Below are 16,445 nucleotides of genomic sequence, written 5' to 3'. Positions count from 1 at the left end.
ATTGAGTACCGGCGCCAGCTTGCTGCTTAGCTCTTTTTTTAGTGTCCACTAAATGGGGTCTTGACCAAGGAGGAGTGAGCTTTTTTGTTATGCTTCGGAAATAAATTGATATACTTCATATGGATTCTCGCAAGGCTGCCCTTCCGCCAGTTCAAAGGTTCCTTGAGACAAGTTCATAATGATGGAAAAAACGGTGCTGGAGATGAGGGGCCGACCAAGATCAGGTGGTTTCGTCTCTCCGTGTCTGCAGATACCATCCGGACTGCCTGCGTGATCGCAGAATATCTTTCGAAAAGCTTTCGAGTCAATGGCGTTTCCATATTGCGACAAAAGCTTGCTGGCTCTTCCCTGCCGCAAGTGTGAATCAGGTGACATGATCCTCGCCGTATCCTGAATGTTTATCGAGCGCGGTCCGATAAAATGATTGGCGTGAACCAGCCAGCCTTCCGCCGGGTAAAGCACATCGTAGTTGGTCGGAGAAGCTTCGACATTTAGAGCTTCACCTTCCTTGTGGGCGATCAGGTAGTTGGCTGAAGTCCCGCGGTTCATACGAGCTACTTGACCGACTGCTTGAGGAAGGGTCGTGCTGTTCAGGATCCCTCGCAGGATAATATGGATGGGGACCCCGATGGTACGCTCGGACGTCCCGAGGAAGTTCAGGCAGACGCCGATTCCAGAACTGTTCATGCCGATTTTGCCTACGATACCTGCTTCCGTGACCATTAAAATTTTCGGTCTTGGCGCCTGAACGATTTCCAGGACGATCATCCCGGGCTTGACCTTGTTGTTCCAATCCCAGTTTTGACCGAGCAGCATCTCCTGATTTTTCGTTACTTCGGGAACAGCAGCCATACTGGTGCATCCGTCAGAAGGGGTATCGCTTCCTGCCAGATTGGTGATCATTTCACTTCTTGCATTGAGTGTGATCAGATCGAGCAAGTCTTGTCCAGAGCCTTCACTGATTCCTTTGATCTCCTGCAAAATCTCAGGGTCGTAGCTTTCGATGACTGAGATATACTTGACAGCGTAGTCGCGAGCAGCGTCCCATTTTACATGCGCCATCTCCCAAAACAGGGCTTTGTACGTCTCGATATTGTGAATGATCTGTTGTTTCGCCAGCTCACCAAGTTGTTTCCCTCGTTCAAAGGCAGGACCACTTACACGTATATGTTGAAACGCTTTCATGAAAACCTCCGGCAATTTTCGTTTTTCTAGTACATCTCAGATGGCAACGGTTTGTTTTCTGCAGAACTTTTAGATGTAAGAACACTGATGAGTAAAGTCACGATCACATTCGCGAAAAGCGCAATCAATCCGCTGTTCAAGTCTTTCACAGCTTGAGGGAACGCAGGGAAAAGCGAGCTGATTGTCGATCCGGAAATCGTGATGTAAGCGACTGTTGCGACTCCAACGAGAATCCCCCAGGTGGCGCCATGCTTGTTGATTCGATTGTTGGGAAGCAAACTGAACAGCAGTGAAGGAAAGAGCTGTGTAATCAGACTGAACGACATCAGTAGCAACGCGTACAGGGCATTTCCGCCATTGATGACAAAGTAAAGGGAGATAAACGCTACAACCGGAACCGTCAATTTTGCCACTTTGGCTACCTGGGACTCGTTGTTTGGTTTGAACAATGGCTGATAGACGTTTTTCGCAAAGAGTGTACCGATAGTCAGCAGTATGACAGAGGTTGGCACCAAAGCCGTCAACAATCCAACCCCGCCAATCACCCCGATAAACCACGGATCAAAGGTCTGGATGGAGAGCCTCAGTAAGGACAGGTCGCCCTCTGCGCCTTTGAGCCCCGGAACTTGCAGGATGGCCGTATAGCCAACGAAAAAGACGAACATCAAAAGCAGGGTGTACAACGGCATGACCATCGTGTTGCGTCGGAATACCTTCGCGCTTTTGGCAGAGAGTGCCGCAGCAAAAAGTCCTGGCTGCATATAAAAACCAACAGAGGTCATCAAAACGGTCGAAATGACCCAGCTCAAGCTCTGCCCGCTGTCAGGGAAGGACAGATGAGCCGGCTTTGCTGCTTGTACGGCTTTGAACATCGGCTCGATGCCCCCGTAGTAGTGGTAGGGCAAATACAGTCCCAAAAACACGACAACGGCAATGATCGTGAAGTCCTTGATGATGGCAGTCCAGGCTGCGCCGTGGATACCAGAGATCATGACGTATACGGTTACAGCAATCGTTCCGATCCACACAGCAAGCGTAGGAGAAATCATCCCGTAGGAGGTTTCTGAAACGATGATGCCAAGCCCTTTTAACTGAAGGACAACAACCGGAACAGACGCGATGATACCCACGATAGAGACCAGCAAGCCAAGGGAGGAGCTGTTGTATTTGAACCGGAAAAAGTCTGAGATGGAGACGATTCCGTGTTCTTTGGCATATCGCCAAATAGGAGGGAGCAGATAGTACGAGAAGACGTAGGCCAATGTCATGTACGCAAGCACATAATAGGCAGGGGAGCCTACCTGATAGATCATCCCGCTACCGCCTAAGAACGTGAAGGTCGTAAAGAACTCGCCTGCGAGCAAGAGAAAGACGAAAACGGTTCCAAAACCGCGACCTCCAACAGCCCATTGCTCCAGATTCATTTTTTTGCCCCTAGTCGATCGAATGGCGAGAAAAATCGCCGCCGCTAAAAAGGCAAAGGTGATAACCAAGCTAACCATCAAGCTTCCTCCTCTCGATTGGCTGGATCCAGGTAATTGACAAGGACCATTACCACAGAGGTTAGAATGACCCAAAGCACGATCCAGAAGAGTAGAAAGGGCAGACCCAGTACAAACGAAGATACCTTGTTGGCAAAAGGAAGTCCGCCAAGCATTCCGATAAAGGGGATGAGTCCCAATACATGAATGAATTTCAAATATGATTCCTCCTTCATAAAGTTTGTGATAAATGTTCTCCTTTCTCGTAAAACTATATATGCAAAAAAAATGCCAATGAAGAAATGCCGCCACAATGGCGACACGATCATTGACAAAGGGTAAAACTGATTCAATAATAAATCAGACTGTCTATTGGGTGATCCAATTATAGATCATTCCTGAATTTCTGATCAAACTGCTTCATTCTTCTCACTAAGGTAGGTTGACTCATCTGCAAGGCCAAGGCTGCTTTTCTGGTTGATTTATGCAGCGCAAGTGCTCGTTTCATTCCCTGATACTCAAATAGATCTATTTCTTCCTGAAAGGTCTTGGGAATAATTTTTCCGAGATTGCCAAACAGCTCACGAGGCAAATGCTCCGGCAGGATCGTATTGTTGTCGCACGTGATGGCCATACGTTCCAAGACATTGATCAACTCCCGAATATTGCCTGGCCAATTATGCTGACAAAGAAGCTGGACGGCTTCTAAGGTGATTTGAATTTGGATCGCATTTTTCTCTTGATAGTTTTTCAGAAAATGTTCGATGAACAACGGAATTTCTTCTTTTCGTTCGCGTAGCGGTGGGATCACGATGGGATATACTTGGAGACGATAATACAAATCTTTGCGAAATGTCTTCTGCTCCACCATGGTTTCCAGCTCTTGATTGGTTGCCGCAATAATGCGCACATCGGAGCGTATTGTCTTGACACCGCCTACCCGACGGAATTCCTGTTCTTCCAGGACGCGCAGCAATTTTACTTGCAAATCCAGCGGCATATCGCCAATTTCGTCCAAAAATAACGTACCTTTGTCGGCCAGCTCAAAAAAACCTGCTTTGCCTTCTTTATTGGCACCTGTGAACGCACCAGCTTCATAGCCGAAGAACTCACTTTCCATCAGGGACGCCGGAATCGCCCCACAATTGACTTTGATAAATGCCCCTTTAGCACGTTTGCTATTGCGATGAATGAATTTGGCGATGACTTCCTTGCCGACCCCTGATTCCCCGCGAAGCATCACCGGTGAATCTACAGCAGCGACTTTGAGAGCCGCCTCCCTGACATCGAGCATGGCTTTGCTGTACACAACCAATCCATTTTCATGCACCTGCATCTGCTTTAAGGTTTTAATTTCCTCCAGATAATTCCGATTCATTTTCTCAATCTCGTTTAGATGCCATTTCAACTGGCTCAGTTCTGTCATGTCCCGCACGCAATTCACGACGAACTCAATCTCATGCTGCTCATTAAACATTGGCATTCCTGTCGTCATTAACTCTTTGAACTCATGGTCCAATCTCGCTCTTTGTATGATCGTTACGGGCCGTTTTTCTTCCAGCACGCGCATCGTGCTCGATTCGTTGCTGTGCAGTTGAACTCCTACAGTATCGCGAATATCCATACCGATCAGTTGATCTGCAGATGTCGCGGTCAATCGCTGATAGGCCTTATTTACTTTGACAATCGTTCCATTCCGATCGGTAATAATAACACCGTCGTAAAAGAGGTCCAGAAGATTGTCGAGGTCTTTTTGCATCAGCATATCGATAAAAGGCAACGGAGTCACTTCCCTAGTCAGTACGTATTACATCTAGTATAGCATATAAGGAAAAGGCACTTTTCAGCAGCCTTGTCGCGCTTTTTTGGCATTGCATAATCACAAAATGGAGGCGTTAAACATGAATGAAAAACTTCGTTTAGTGGAGGAAGGAGCTGCTTCTATTGAAGATTATATTTTCATTAAGCTAATGAAGGTGGGGGTATCTTTGAATGCCTGCGTAAATGGTTTCCGTTTTTTCAACAAACGGGCAGCATTCCTATAATGAAGAATTTGAGGTTTGAGTAACAAAAAAGCTCCTTGGTATGATGGTCAAGGGTCCCAGTTGCCAGCAAGCGATCGGACCCTCAACCAAACCAAGGAGGCTATCTTAATGAATTATACTCAGAATCAGAAGATTTCTCAAATCTCTTATCACACACTAATAATTGGGGTAGACATCGCAAAATTTAAACACGTGGCTCGGGCACAGGACTTTAGAGGAGTTGACCTGGGAAAGCCACTGACGTTCGAGAATAGCAAAGAGGGATTCTATGGCTTTCTACAGTGGTGTCAGCAAATCATGTTGAATAACGGATGTAGCGAATTCATTGTAGGCATGGAACCGACGGGACAATACTGGCTAAATCTCGTCCATTACTTAAAAGACCACGATATCCCATGTGGAGTGGTCAATCCTCTCCATGTGAAGAAAAGCAAAGAACTAGACGACAATTCTCCAACAAAGAATGACGTAAAAGATGCAAAAGTCATCGCACAGTTAGTCAAAGATGGGAGATGCGCTGTACCTAATATTCCGCAAGGAGTATATGCCGAACTAAGAGAGGCAATGAAAATTCGCGGTCTCCTAACGACTGACTTACAGGCTGTTCAGGGAAGAGTTCACAACTGGTTGGATCGGTACTTTCCTGAATTCCTTACGGTATTCAAAGACTGGGAAGGAAAATCTGCTCTCCATATTCTCCGATTAAATCTACTACCGCATGAGTTGCTTGAAGTTTCAGATGAAGACCTACTTACTTATCTGAGGCTTGCCGCTAAACGTGGTGTTGGGTTAAGCCGAATAAGGAGTTTAAAAGAAGCAGCCAGCTGTTCTGTTGGAATTCGCCAAGGAATAGATATGGCTAAGTTGGAACTCGTCATTCTACTAGATCAATATGAAATGATTAAGAACAAGTTCGAAGAACTCGATAGTAAAATTGACGCATTGCTTCAGCAGGTGCCGAGTGTCAGCCGAATGTTGGCGATAAGAGGAATTGGCAAAGATACGGTTGCTGGTTTCCTTGCAGAAGTAGGAGACTTAAACAACTATACGCACCCGAAGCAAATCATTAAGCTAGCTGGGCTAAATCTACGTGAGAATACCTCGGGTAAACATAAGGGGCAAACCAAGATTACGAAGAGAGGAAGGAAGAAGCTACGAGCTCTCCTCTTTTGAGTCATAATGCCCTTGGTTGCTAAGAATACCGCTTTTAAAGCAATGCACGATTATTATACAAAACGTCCGGAAAACCCACTGAAGAAGATGCAATCCCTCATCACCTTGTGTAACAAGCTTATACGGGTGCTGTTTGCGATAGGAAAAAAGGGGTGCCAGTTTAATGAGGAGAAGATGCTAAACGATATCCCTCATTTCACTTCACTAAAGATAGTAGTTTAGTTAAGGTACCTTACTCTTGAGGATTATTTGAAAACACAAAGACAACTGAAGCACGGATGAGTCGGAACTGAACTAAAGTGCGGACAAAGATCCTGTCGGGCAGTATATCTGACCTCCACCTCATGGAAAGGTTGAATAAAGGAATGTGGGAGCGTAGACTCTGTGAGACATGGGAGGGTTGACCTCTATGAGATAGAGTGGAGATCCTTAAGTGCGACCATACCTTACCTGAATAACCACTTTTTACTGACAAGTGGCTAGCTCGGAGCACTTTTGCGATTTCCTCCACCCCAGGATTTTCTTCTGTTTCAACATGATTCCAAGCAGGAGCTGTCTTTGAGATTTGTATTCCAAGAAATCGTGAGATTTCGGGAGTATTCAGGAGAACAAAGAAACCTCATAGAGGGAGTTTAGTGAAAAGGAAGCAATTCATAAGAAATATCGATTTTCATATTTGCTATGATTGAATTAATGATAACAATTTACAAGCAGAAAGCAGGGTGTTCATATGAAGAGTTTAGGATCTATGAATGTGGATGTCATTACGCTGTTTGTTGAGGATTTTCAGAAGGTGAAGGCGTTCTATCAGGAAGTATTCGGATTTCAAGCCGTATATGAAGACGAGGTCTCGTCGGTGTTTAACTTCGGGAATATGAGCGTGAACCTTTTGGATATTTCCGAGTCACACGAATTGATGAAACCGGGAACAGTCGCAACACGTGAATCCGGATTCCGTTTCCTACTCACCATTTGGGTCGATGACGTGGATGAGGTCTGTGAAGAATTGAAAAAACGTGGGGTTGCTCTACTGAACGGTCCGATCGACCGGCCGTGGGGAGTGCGAACGGCTTCATTCATCGATCCGGCTGGACATGCCTGGGAGATCGCGAAACAATTGCCATAGGAACAGATTTAAAGCATTGAACTAACGGGTTCGATAGCTAAAATGACGATCTCGTCGGGAATCCGGTATCACCCATTAGATTTGGCGGATTGATGGAGCATGAGTCCCTTTATTAAAAAAACGGAAGGACTCCGCATCGTTCGGCGATACGAAGTCCTTCCGTTTTTTTACATATCTCAGGCTAAGCCGAGTGCCAGCGCCAGCGAAGCGGCTGACGCGCCGCCTGCAAGCGAGCCGGCAACATTGACGGCATCGTTGTTCCAGCCGGCGCGGCCGCGGATTCGCACGGCTGGCCTGCCGCAGTGGCGGGCCAGTTCGATTTCGAGACCGCAAACGCCACAACGGTACATTTGCTGCCATGTCGCACCGATCCACGAATCGGCCAGCGACCCTATGATGCCTGCCAAGACGGCTATTCCGACCCAGGCGGTCGGTCTAAGCGCCGACGGAGCCGCATCCGGCGCAGATTGACCGGACACCGCAAGCAGCATCCACGCTACGGCGCCGATAAATAGGCCGCCTGCTAGCGAAGCGCCCATGCCGAGTTCAGAAACGCCTCCGGACGTGCCAGGCGGAACGCGCCGACCCGTCTTGATCGATCTCGGAGGCGTCCGGCTCAAGCCGCCGATTTCTGTAGACCAAGTGTCGGCTGTGACCGCCGCCATAACGCCTAGGAAGGCGTACCACCAAAGCGGATGGGGACACGCCCAATTTGCTATGCATAAAAGCAGCCCCAGACCTCCGTTAGCGAAAACTTGTCCGGCATCGCGCCGCCCGGTTTTCTCATAAACGCTCTCTGCCTCTTCCTTTACATGCTTTTTCCACTTGGACAAAAAGGTCGACGAAACAAAAAAAGCGATAAGGGAGCCGAACCAGACCGCGCTTCCGAGCGCGTACATCACCGTGCCCAGCATCACCGCGGCTAATAACCCGGAACCGGACAGCGATCGTTTTAAATAAGCAGTCCCCGCAATTCCAGAGCTGCAGGCCAGACCTATTAACCACTCCACTACTTTCCGCCCCCTTTACTTTGAACTATATTATACCTTAACGTAAGCAAGCCTTCGAAAATGAAAAGGTAATAATTAAGCTAACGGGTTCGATAGCATAACAAAAGTATCAGAGGCTACTGGCGATCATTCAGCAGCCTCGTTAAGCTAAAGGGCAGTGTTGCTTTCAATTGTCAATGAGCGGTCAAGCGGTTACTATTATTGGAAACTCATTCCGATAGAAGGAGGACTAATATGAATCCATTACTACTCTCTTTTCCGGAACATTTCGAAACTCAGCGATTACTGATTAGAGCACCGCAATGGGGTGATGGTCAATATGTAAATGAAGCCATACATGAGAGTGTAAATGAGATGCTCCCCTGGCTTCCGTTTGTAAAAAACCTCCCATCCATTGACGATTCGGAAGCCTACGTACGTAAGGCCCGGCTCAATTTTCTAGAGCGCTCAGACTTAGTACTACATGTATTTGAAAAGAATACAGGGCAATTTGTGGGTAGTAGTGGGCTCCATCGCTTTGATTGGTATGTACGCAAATTTGAAATTGGATATTGGCTACGCACATCGCGTACTGGTGACGGTCTAATGACAGAGGCAGTAAAAGGTATCGTTGCCTTTGCCATTTCTGAGCTGGAAGCTAACCGTCTTGATATTCGCTGTGATACCCGGAATAACGCAAGTATAGCTGTAGCTAAGAAGGCAGGTTTTACGTTGGAGGGTACTTTACGCAATGTTAACCTAAATGACTCAGGAGAACTAACTGATGCCCATATCTTTTCAATAGCAAAAGGTTATGAATTTCATTGATTACTGAGCTAACGGGTTCGATAACCCAACAATCCAAACATTAAGGCAGGTTTAATAACCGGCTGCCTTTTCTAGGCTAACGGGCAGAAGAGTACAAAATTCTTTCAGTACATGGACGGTGTTCTAAAAATGAAAATACAAATTGTATTGTTTGACGGCTTCGGAGAGCTTGTCTCTTTCGCACCTTTTGAGGTACTCAAAAGAGCGATAGAAGAAGGGGCTCCATTTACGGTTGAACTAATATCAAGTGAACCAAAACAAGAAGTTTCTACTTCGTTTGGAGTTACGGTTAAACTAAATGATTTTTTACGAATGGATAATCGTCCAGATCTGTTAATTGTACCTGGTGGTGGCTGGAATCATAAAGCTGCACATGGGGCACGAAAGCAAGCAGAGCTTGGAACCCTGACCGAAATGATTAGAGAGATGCACAACGAAGGAACGATCGTTGCGGGAGTTTGTACAGGAGGTATGCTACTAGCTGCCTCAGGTATATTGAATGGTCGAAAGGCGACGATGCACTATTTGGCGCAGAATGAAATCATTGAATACGGGGCAGAGCTTCTTCGTTACAGAATTGTTGATCAAGGGAATATTATCACTGCAAGAGGAGTCACTTCAGGACTTGATTTGGGACTTTGGATCACGGAAAGGTTCGCAAGCGCCAAAATTGCAGCTGCGGTTGAATATAGAATGGAATACGAGAGGCGAGGTGTTGTTTGGAGTTAATTTGAATTCATTTTTAGTGTTTATCAAAAGGGGGAGTGATAGCACGGCGATGGACCCAATCCATTGCCGTTTTCGATTCTGTGGTTCTGTGGGCTCCACTCAGCTATCGGGCAGTTTAGCGCAATAAATTAAAATTAATTTGAACATATTTGAGGATTTTTTCATTTATAGTATCAATGTTTTTACTACTGACAACAGTTGTCAGTAATCGACCTGTAATATGAAACTTGCAAACCGTTGCAAGTTAAAAATTTATGGGTGAGGGGTCAGATTTTCATGAGTGCTTTTTTGTGGACATTATTATTGGTTTTACTGATTGCGGGATCAGTAATCTCGGTTGGCAAATTGAGGGCTATCAGATTAGACGCAAAACGGAAAAAATGGTGGGTAATCTTCCATGTTCTCTTTGTGATTATGTATTTTACAGGAGTGTTAGGTAATTTCGTCTTAACACTTTTTACACTCTATTTTAAAGATCGTGAACTTATTTATGCAGCTCATTATTTCATCAAATATTTTGACTGGTACTTAATCATTCCAGGGGCTTTAGGGAGTTTGGCAACTGGTATATGGCTAGCAAACTTTCTTCTCTTGAGGTGACAATTATGGCAATGGGTGAATATCAATTTATTCTGTTTCCAACGGGAAACATTCCAAGTATCTCGGAAGATGGTATAGAGTTTGTAGGGGATAATAAATATAATTTTCATCATGCCGTAGAAGTACTCCAAATGTCACCGCATATAAAGAATGACCCTACTTCGAAATCCTGGAAAACTTTTGACGATGAATGTTATTTTCTATATTTTGATGGCAAATACAAGGTTGAAATTGAGCTTAACTCAGGGAGTATTTCGGAAGAAGCTGATGACATTTCCATAAGAACTAAAATATATCGAGATGAGGGAAATGTAATTGAAGCTTTACGTATATGCCAAGTTTTATGTGATTCTTTGAACTTAAAATGCTGGGACATCAAACTTCGTAAGATAATTGATTTGGATAATGTCTCTAACGTTGCTGCTACAATCGATCAATACAGTAAGCTACGAAATAAAAGTTAGTTTTCTCAAAATAGCTGAACTAACGGGTTCGATAGTTTAATGAGGCAGTCTACAACTTTATTATTCAGTTTAGATCCGTGAATAGCTTCATTCTGAGGTATAGTCTAAAACCAATTTTTAAATACCTGGTGACTAAGAAGACCGGGACTCCTTATACCATATGGGGGGGCGGGTCTAAAAGTTATTATCACTGAACAATTAGTTGAAAAGTAGACTAAACCAGCTGCAGCCAAGGACATCATTTTCATCAGATTTTTTTGATCGGATGGGCTGAATTCTTTGGGCAAACAAGATGAAAATTGATGATGAATTGGTGTTAAACTGGTGATAAATTTCAACACCAATTATCCTGAATCGCCATATTCGAAAGATGCGACAACAAGGAAACCTAGTGAAATCAAGGGCTCAGCTAGTTATAACAGATTAGAACATACAGCCGCATTGACCCGCATACGGGGCATGTGGAGAGTACAGTGTTACTTAAATTAAAAGGGTCCAAATAATAAGCCCCTTTCTTTTTATTGATGATTGGTTTCTTCCCAATAGAGAGCCCTGTATCATTAGCCTAACAGAATGAAAAAAGACCTACAAACCGCCGAGAGGGCCTATGCCTTTCGGTGGTTTTTTGTAGATATTGGAAATAATGCTGTATTCTTTACATTTTATTTACGTAAAATTTAGACAGCTTGTTTACGATTGGAGGAAACAGATTCAAATCGAGATAGAGGAGGAGCAGAACGAAAATGGTGAAACAGAGGAGCAACTACAGTCGCTTCCGAACGCTGGGGCTGACGGTCACCGTAATGATCGGAGCAATCACTCCGGCAGGTTGGCTTCCGCAGGCAAAGGCGAATGTCGCCGATCATGTGGTCATCAGCGAAGTTTACGGAGGCGGGGGAAACAGCGGGGCTTTCTACAAAAATGACTTTATTGAACTGTACAATCCGACGGGACAAGCTGTTTCGCTCTCCGGCTGGACGGTCCAGTACGCTTCTGCTGCAGGTTCCACCTGGCAAAAGACAGAGCTCTCGGGAGGCATCCCCCCGAATGGATACTATCTGATTCAGGAAGTGGCAGGCGCGGGAGGCTCACAGAGTCTGCCTGTCCCCGACGCACAGGGAAGCATCGCGATGGGAGCATCCGCGGGCAAGGTGGCATTGGTGAGCCACGCTACTGCTCTAACCAGCGCCAATCCGGCGGGACAAACCGGTGTGGTCGATTTTGTCGGATACGGCACGACTGTCAATGCCGCGGAAGGAGGCGCGCCCGCGGCAGCTCCTTCGGCAACTGTGGGCGTTTCTCGTAAAAGCAACGAAAGCGGCATTGTCCCGGGAAAAGGAAACGGCTGGGACACGGACAACAACGGAGCGGACTTTCTCGCGGCTGATCCTGGCCCGAGCAATGCACTCGGGACAGAGGAGCCTCCCGGCGATGTGACACCCATCCCGGTTTCCGAAGCAAGGATAGCGGCCAATGGGACTGTCGTTGCCGTGGAAGGTACCATAACGGCCATCTTTGAGGCTGGCGGTCAAAATAATGTGTACATGCAGGACGAAACGGCAGGAATCGTGCTGCGGGCGGCGGATTTAGCCAGCAAGGTTGGCATCGGCGACAAAATCCGAGCCGCGGGTAAAATCAACCAATACTTTGGTCTCGCCCAGCTGGAGGCGAACGCCAGTGACGTCACCGTGCTCCAGCAGCAAGCGGGCGTTCCGGCACCGCAATTGGTCACATCGGCTGACTTCTCGGCAGACAAAGGCGAAAATGTGGAAGCGGAGCTGGTCACCCTCCAGAATGTCACCGTAGAAAAAAATGAAAATGGCAACTATACGCTGAGGGATGAGAGCGGGGCATTTGTTTCTCGGCCAGGTGCATCCTTGCCTTTGGCGATCGGGACGACCTACGAGAGGGTCACAGGTGTGGTCACCTACGACTTTAACGTCTTCAAGCTGGTTCCTCGTACAGCAGCTGATCTGGTAACGGATGCGAGCAAGGTGCCTGTGGTTACTGCCACTCCTGCGGGACCTATGGTGGCGGCAGGGACCAAGGTTGCGCTCAGCACGGCATTGGCAGACGCAATCATTTATTATACGACTGACGGCTCCCATCCTACGAGAGAAAGCCAAACGTACACTGGACCGATCCAAGTAGATGCGGCCATGACCATCAAAGCGTTTGCCGTGAAGGACGGGTACACCGACAGTGACGTTGCCAGCTACAACTACACCATTCAAAAAGATGTCGTTCGCATTCATGACATCCAGGGCTCTACCCACACATCTGTGTACAGCAACCAGGCGGTGAATGGCGTGGAAGGCATTGTTACCACGGTTGTCAAAAGCGGCAGCAGCGTGCAAGGCTTTTACATGCAGGATCCCCAGCCTGACAGCGATCTGCGCACGTCCGAAGGCATCTACGTGTTCGAACCGAAAGCAACAGTTTCCCCGGGCGATCTGGTGGCGGTAAACGGTGTTGTCAAGGAGTACGTCAGCTCCAGCAGGGCTGCTACCGACTTGACCCAGACCCAGATCGACGCCAGCGCTTACACGGTTGTCAGGCACCAGCAGCCGATTCCCCAGCCTGCGGTCTTGGGAGAAGGCGGCTATGCGTATCCGGAAGGCGTGATTGACAACGACAGCATGGCGGCATTCGACCCCGAAGAAGACGGCATCGACTTCTGGGAGAGTGTAGAGGGCATGCTGGTGCAGATCGACAATCCGATCGTCGTGGGAGAGACCAAGACGTTCACGAATCCGGCCAGCGTGGAATTTGTAGTCATCGATGACAAGGCGCATCCCGATCAGCCGCGCACTCCTGCGGGAGGCGTGCTGCTGCAAGCAAATGACAGTCACCCGGAGCGGATTACCGTTGTGGACAAACTCCTTCCCATTACGTCCGAGCCCAAAGTGGGAGACACACTGTCCGCGCCGCTCGTGGGCATCATCGATTACAGCTTTACGAATTACAAGCTGTACCATACCGAGCCATTTGAAGTCACGGTCAGCGATTATCAGCCTACCGTAACGAAAATAGAGCAAAAGGATGAGGAGTTGACCATCGCCTCCTACAATATCGAGAACTTTTCCGCCAATACCGATCCAGCAAAAGTGGCGCGGATCGCGGAAACCGTCGTCCACAACCTGAAACAGCCGGACATCATCGGTGTGGTGGAAATGCAGGACAACAACGGACCGACTGACTTAGGGGAGACCGACGCGCGGGAGTCGGCGCAGGCATTGATCGATGCTGTGGAGTCAGAAGGCGGGGTCGAGTACCGGTACGTGGACATCGCTCCGCAAAACAATCAGGACGGCGGTCAGCCGGGAGGAAATATCCGTGTCGGCTTCTTCTACAATCCGCAAAGAGTCGAACTGGCGGAAGGTTCTGCCGGGGATGCCGTCACAGCTGTGCAAGTTGTAACTACGGATGGCGTCGCCCACCTGTCCTTGAATCCGGGCAGGGTCGATCCCACGAATGAAGCGTTCGACAACAGCCGCAAGCCGCTGGCAGCCGAATTTGAATTCCAGGGTAAACCGGTCATCGTCATCGCCAACCATTTCAACTCCAAGGGGGGAGACGGTGGGCTGTACGGCAAACAACAGCCACCCGAACTGGTGACTGAGGCCCAACGGATGAAAATAGCCGATGTGCTAGGCGGATTTGTGAAAGAGATCCACACCTCCGATCCGAAGGCAAATGTGGTCGTGCTGGGCGACCTGAATGATTTTCCTTTCTCGCGTCCCATCCAGTCACTGAAGGATGGTGTTTTGACGAATATGGTGGAGGAACTGCCAACTGGCAAGCAATTCACATATGTCTACCAGGGAAATTCTCAGGTGCTGGACCAAATCCTGGTCAGCAATCACCTCGCAGATGACACCGAGATCGACATCGTCCACATCAATGCCGGCTTTACGGAAAAAGAGGGCCGGGTGAGCGACCACGATCCTGTCCTAGTGCAAATCGATGTGCCGGATCACGGAGAAAAGGAACCGACAGCACAGGATATTGCGGCAGAGATCACCTCCGTTTCGCAACCGACTGCCGATGCGACCGAGCTTACGCTGCCAGAAGTTCCAGAAGGCTTTTCCATCCGGATCCAATCATCCAGTCAGCCGCAGGTAATTGCACGGGATGGCACCATTGCGCCGCCTGTGAACCAGACGGATGTGGAGCTTGTCTTCGAGGTGAAGAGAGAGTCCGACCAATCCGTCGCCGCAACCAGTCCCATCACGGTCCGCGTGCCGGCCAAAACAACGACGGAGCCCGGCGATCCTACCCCGGACAGCCAGCGAGAGCAAAATGAGCAGGCGGCAGACCTGATCCGGGCAGCCACAGGGGAAGAAGAGATCATCCAGCAGGTGACACGGGTGCTGGATAGCCTGGAGAAAGTGGTCGGGTCCGCGAAGGTGGAAGCGGCAGAGAAGTGGGAAACGGTTCAGCATACCCTCTCCACTGTGCTGGCTGCAGTGGCAAAACAGACGGAACGCGGAACCGTCCATGAACAAACGTTGGCACAACTGACCGGCGAATTCCTCGAGAGAGCGTTCGAATCCACGCTTGAGGCAGGCGGAGACGAGGATGTAGAACTGGCCCGCCATGGATTCCGAACATTGACGTCTTTGGCTCAAATCGCGCTGGAGCCTCTCGGCAGAAAGTCCATTTCCGACGAACTGGCAAAGCGGCTGCGGTCTGTGGCCGACGCGCTGCTGGAAAAAGCGGGAACTCTGCGAGTGGAGCGAGGAGCAGAGATCGAAGCGGATGATCACGAGGTCAAAGAGATCATGGACTTGCTCGCAGGCTTCATGGAGGCAATCGAAGGGCGGAATGACCGGATCGGTTTTGAACCGACCCTGTTTATCCAGGTTGACGAGGAAAAAGAAGCAAATAGGGCCCTCGGCAAGAAGAAAGAAAAGGCGGATCAGATGGTCGTCCTGGACGAGAAACTCGGCGAGCTTCTGCGGAAATATGATGTGGCGGCACGGATGATCCTCCCATCCACGGCTTGGGTGGAAGTGCCCGCAGTGTTCCTGGACCGGAATCGCGGAAAGCGGATCGGCCTCTCCCTTTTGCCAGCGGAAGAGAAAGTGGAAAATGTGCTCCATGCAGGTGATACGTATGCCTTGTACGTACGGGTAAACGGCAAGGAACTGAACAGTTTTGGGAAAGCGGGTGTCCGACTCGGGTTGCCTGTCTCAACCGAGGCTGGCGAAAAGCTTCAGGCTTACATGTACCGGGGCAAATCGTGGATTCCGGTCACGGCAGGGAAGGGGAAAGCGGAGGAGCTGGCCATCGAGGATGACAAGGTGGTCTTTACCGCCGAAATGTCCGCTTCCTACGTGATCGGCGAGGCCTCGATCAAATCCGTCAAAGTAAAGGAAAACTCCCTGAAACTTGCTCAGGGGGAAGAAAGGCAATTGAAAGTGACCGCCACCCTTGCTGATGGCAGTATGGAAGACGTGACCGAAGCGGAGGGAATCGGCTACGAATCCAGTGATCCGGAAACGGTCACTGTGGACGATAACGGCCTGATCCAGGTCGTGTCCGAGGCGAAGGCCCGCACCAATGCAATCATCATAGTCTCGTATGCAGGCAAGACGGTTCAAGTCAAGGTGACGGTAACGTCCAAATAAAGATAGAGAGTCGATGCTGTAAGGCGGCTTCTCTGAAGAAAATAGACTCCTAGGCAGTGATTGCAGCCTAGGAGTTTTTGCATGTGCTTTGCAATTACGTTTCACTATCGGTAAGTAACCCATGGGCTCATCCTCTAAACTAGTGAAAATGGCATTGCCTGAAAGAATCATATCCGCTTTTGTTTCTTTTCC

General features: G+C 48.4%; 12 protein-coding genes and 1 pseudogene. 8 read left to right on the top strand and 5 right to left on the bottom strand.

Going from position 1 to position 16,445, the window contains the following annotated elements:
- Positions 1–87: 87 nt before the first annotated feature.
- The 4 genes from AN963_RS10345 to AN963_RS10330 all read right to left on the bottom strand — a co-directional run bounded on the left by AN963_RS10345 (position 88) and on the right by AN963_RS10330 (position 4,446).
- Positions 88–1,185 carry a C45 family autoproteolytic acyltransferase/hydolase gene (locus tag AN963_RS10345; protein ID WP_055744381.1) on the bottom strand — a complete coding sequence of 366 codons (1,098 nt, stop codon included), beginning with the start codon at positions 1,183–1,185 and terminating at the stop codon, positions 88–90.
- 26 nt (positions 1,186–1,211) lie between these two features.
- Positions 1,212–2,687, bottom strand: a complete 1,476-nt coding sequence (locus tag AN963_RS10340) for a sodium:solute symporter family protein (RefSeq protein WP_055744380.1) — start codon at positions 2,685–2,687, stop codon at positions 1,212–1,214.
- On the bottom strand, positions 2,687–2,884 hold the full coding sequence (locus AN963_RS10335) for a DUF3311 domain-containing protein (protein WP_236707920.1): 198 nt from the start codon (positions 2,882–2,884) through the stop codon (positions 2,687–2,689). The genes AN963_RS10340 and AN963_RS10335 overlap by 1 nt, the downstream gene beginning before the upstream one ends.
- A 167-nt stretch (positions 2,885–3,051) precedes the next feature.
- Positions 3,052–4,446: a sigma-54 interaction domain-containing protein gene (locus AN963_RS10330; protein ID WP_055744378.1), complete on the bottom strand. Its 1,395-nt coding sequence runs from the start codon at positions 4,444–4,446 to the stop codon at positions 3,052–3,054.
- Between the two features lie 121 nt (positions 4,447–4,567).
- On the opposite strand from AN963_RS10330, the gene AN963_RS31155 reads away from it, so the two are divergent.
- The 3 genes and pseudogenes from AN963_RS31155 (at position 4,568) to AN963_RS10320 (ending at position 7,010) form a co-directional block, all read left to right on the top strand.
- Positions 4,568–4,711 (top strand): hypothetical protein, encoded by a 144-nt coding sequence (locus AN963_RS31155; protein WP_161827270.1) that lies wholly within the window; start codon positions 4,568–4,570, stop codon positions 4,709–4,711.
- Positions 4,712–4,819: 108 nt separating this feature from the next.
- Positions 4,820–6,106: pseudogene (locus tag AN963_RS10325) on the top strand (IS110 family RNA-guided transposase).
- A 508-nt stretch (positions 6,107–6,614) separates the two neighbouring features.
- Positions 6,615–7,010, top strand: coding sequence for a VOC family protein (locus tag AN963_RS10320; RefSeq protein WP_055744377.1), 396 nt, complete (start codon positions 6,615–6,617; stop codon positions 7,008–7,010).
- 176 nt (positions 7,011–7,186) lie between these two features.
- Here the strand turns inward: AN963_RS10320 and AN963_RS10315 are convergent, their stop codons facing one another.
- A complete protein-coding gene (locus tag AN963_RS10315; RefSeq protein WP_055744376.1) occupies positions 7,187–8,020 on the bottom strand; it encodes a DUF92 domain-containing protein in 834 nt (277 codons plus the stop codon).
- Between the two features lie 234 nt (positions 8,021–8,254).
- Here AN963_RS10315 and AN963_RS10310 point away from each other — a divergent pair, with 234 nt between their 5' ends.
- From AN963_RS10310 to AN963_RS10290, 5 genes are all read left to right on the top strand, one after another.
- Entirely contained in the window at positions 8,255–8,827 is a 573-nt protein-coding gene (locus AN963_RS10310) for a GNAT family N-acetyltransferase (RefSeq protein WP_055744375.1), read from the top strand.
- A 129-nt stretch (positions 8,828–8,956) separates the two neighbouring features.
- Positions 8,957–9,556, top strand: coding sequence for a DJ-1/PfpI family protein (locus AN963_RS10305; RefSeq protein WP_055744535.1), 600 nt, complete (start codon positions 8,957–8,959; stop codon positions 9,554–9,556).
- A 276-nt stretch (positions 9,557–9,832) separates the two neighbouring features.
- Positions 9,833–10,156 carry a hypothetical protein gene (locus AN963_RS10300; protein WP_055744374.1) on the top strand — a complete coding sequence of 108 codons (324 nt, stop codon included), beginning with the start codon at positions 9,833–9,835 and terminating at the stop codon, positions 10,154–10,156.
- Positions 10,126–10,620, top strand: a complete 495-nt coding sequence (locus tag AN963_RS10295) for a hypothetical protein (RefSeq protein WP_161827269.1) — start codon at positions 10,126–10,128, stop codon at positions 10,618–10,620. The genes AN963_RS10300 and AN963_RS10295 overlap by 31 nt, the downstream gene beginning before the upstream one ends.
- A gap of 743 nt (positions 10,621–11,363) precedes the next feature.
- On the top strand, positions 11,364–16,253 hold the full coding sequence (locus AN963_RS10290; RefSeq protein ID WP_055744372.1) for a chitobiase/beta-hexosaminidase C-terminal domain-containing protein: 4,890 nt from the start codon (positions 11,364–11,366) through the stop codon (positions 16,251–16,253).
- Positions 16,254–16,445 lie beyond the last annotated feature (192 nt).

Source organism: Brevibacillus choshinensis, from assembly GCF_001420695.1.
Classification (GTDB): Bacteria; Bacillota; Bacilli; order Brevibacillales; family Brevibacillaceae; genus Brevibacillus; species Brevibacillus choshinensis.
Note: the sequence above shows the minus strand (reverse complement) of the source record. Positions and strands in the feature narration are given on the sequence as shown.

Coding starts and splice junctions, on each gene's coding strand:
- AN963_RS10290 (WP_055744372.1), top strand. CDS start 11,364: ATGGTGAAACAGAGGAGCAACTACAGTCGCTTCCGAACGCTGGGGCTG.
- AN963_RS10345 (WP_055744381.1), bottom strand. CDS start 1,185: ATGAAAGCGTTTCAACATATACGTGTAAGTGGTCCTGCCTTTGAACGA.
- AN963_RS10340 (WP_055744380.1), bottom strand. CDS start 2,687: ATGGTTAGCTTGGTTATCACCTTTGCCTTTTTAGCGGCGGCGATTTTT.
- AN963_RS10300 (WP_055744374.1), top strand. CDS start 9,833: ATGAGTGCTTTTTTGTGGACATTATTATTGGTTTTACTGATTGCGGGA.
- AN963_RS10305 (WP_055744535.1), top strand. CDS start 8,957: ATGAAAATACAAATTGTATTGTTTGACGGCTTCGGAGAGCTTGTCTCT.
- AN963_RS31155 (WP_161827270.1), top strand. CDS start 4,568: ATGAATGAAAAACTTCGTTTAGTGGAGGAAGGAGCTGCTTCTATTGAA.
- AN963_RS10310 (WP_055744375.1), top strand. CDS start 8,255: ATGAATCCATTACTACTCTCTTTTCCGGAACATTTCGAAACTCAGCGA.
- AN963_RS10295 (WP_161827269.1), top strand. CDS start 10,126: ATGGCTAGCAAACTTTCTTCTCTTGAGGTGACAATTATGGCAATGGGT.
- AN963_RS10320 (WP_055744377.1), top strand. CDS start 6,615: ATGAAGAGTTTAGGATCTATGAATGTGGATGTCATTACGCTGTTTGTT.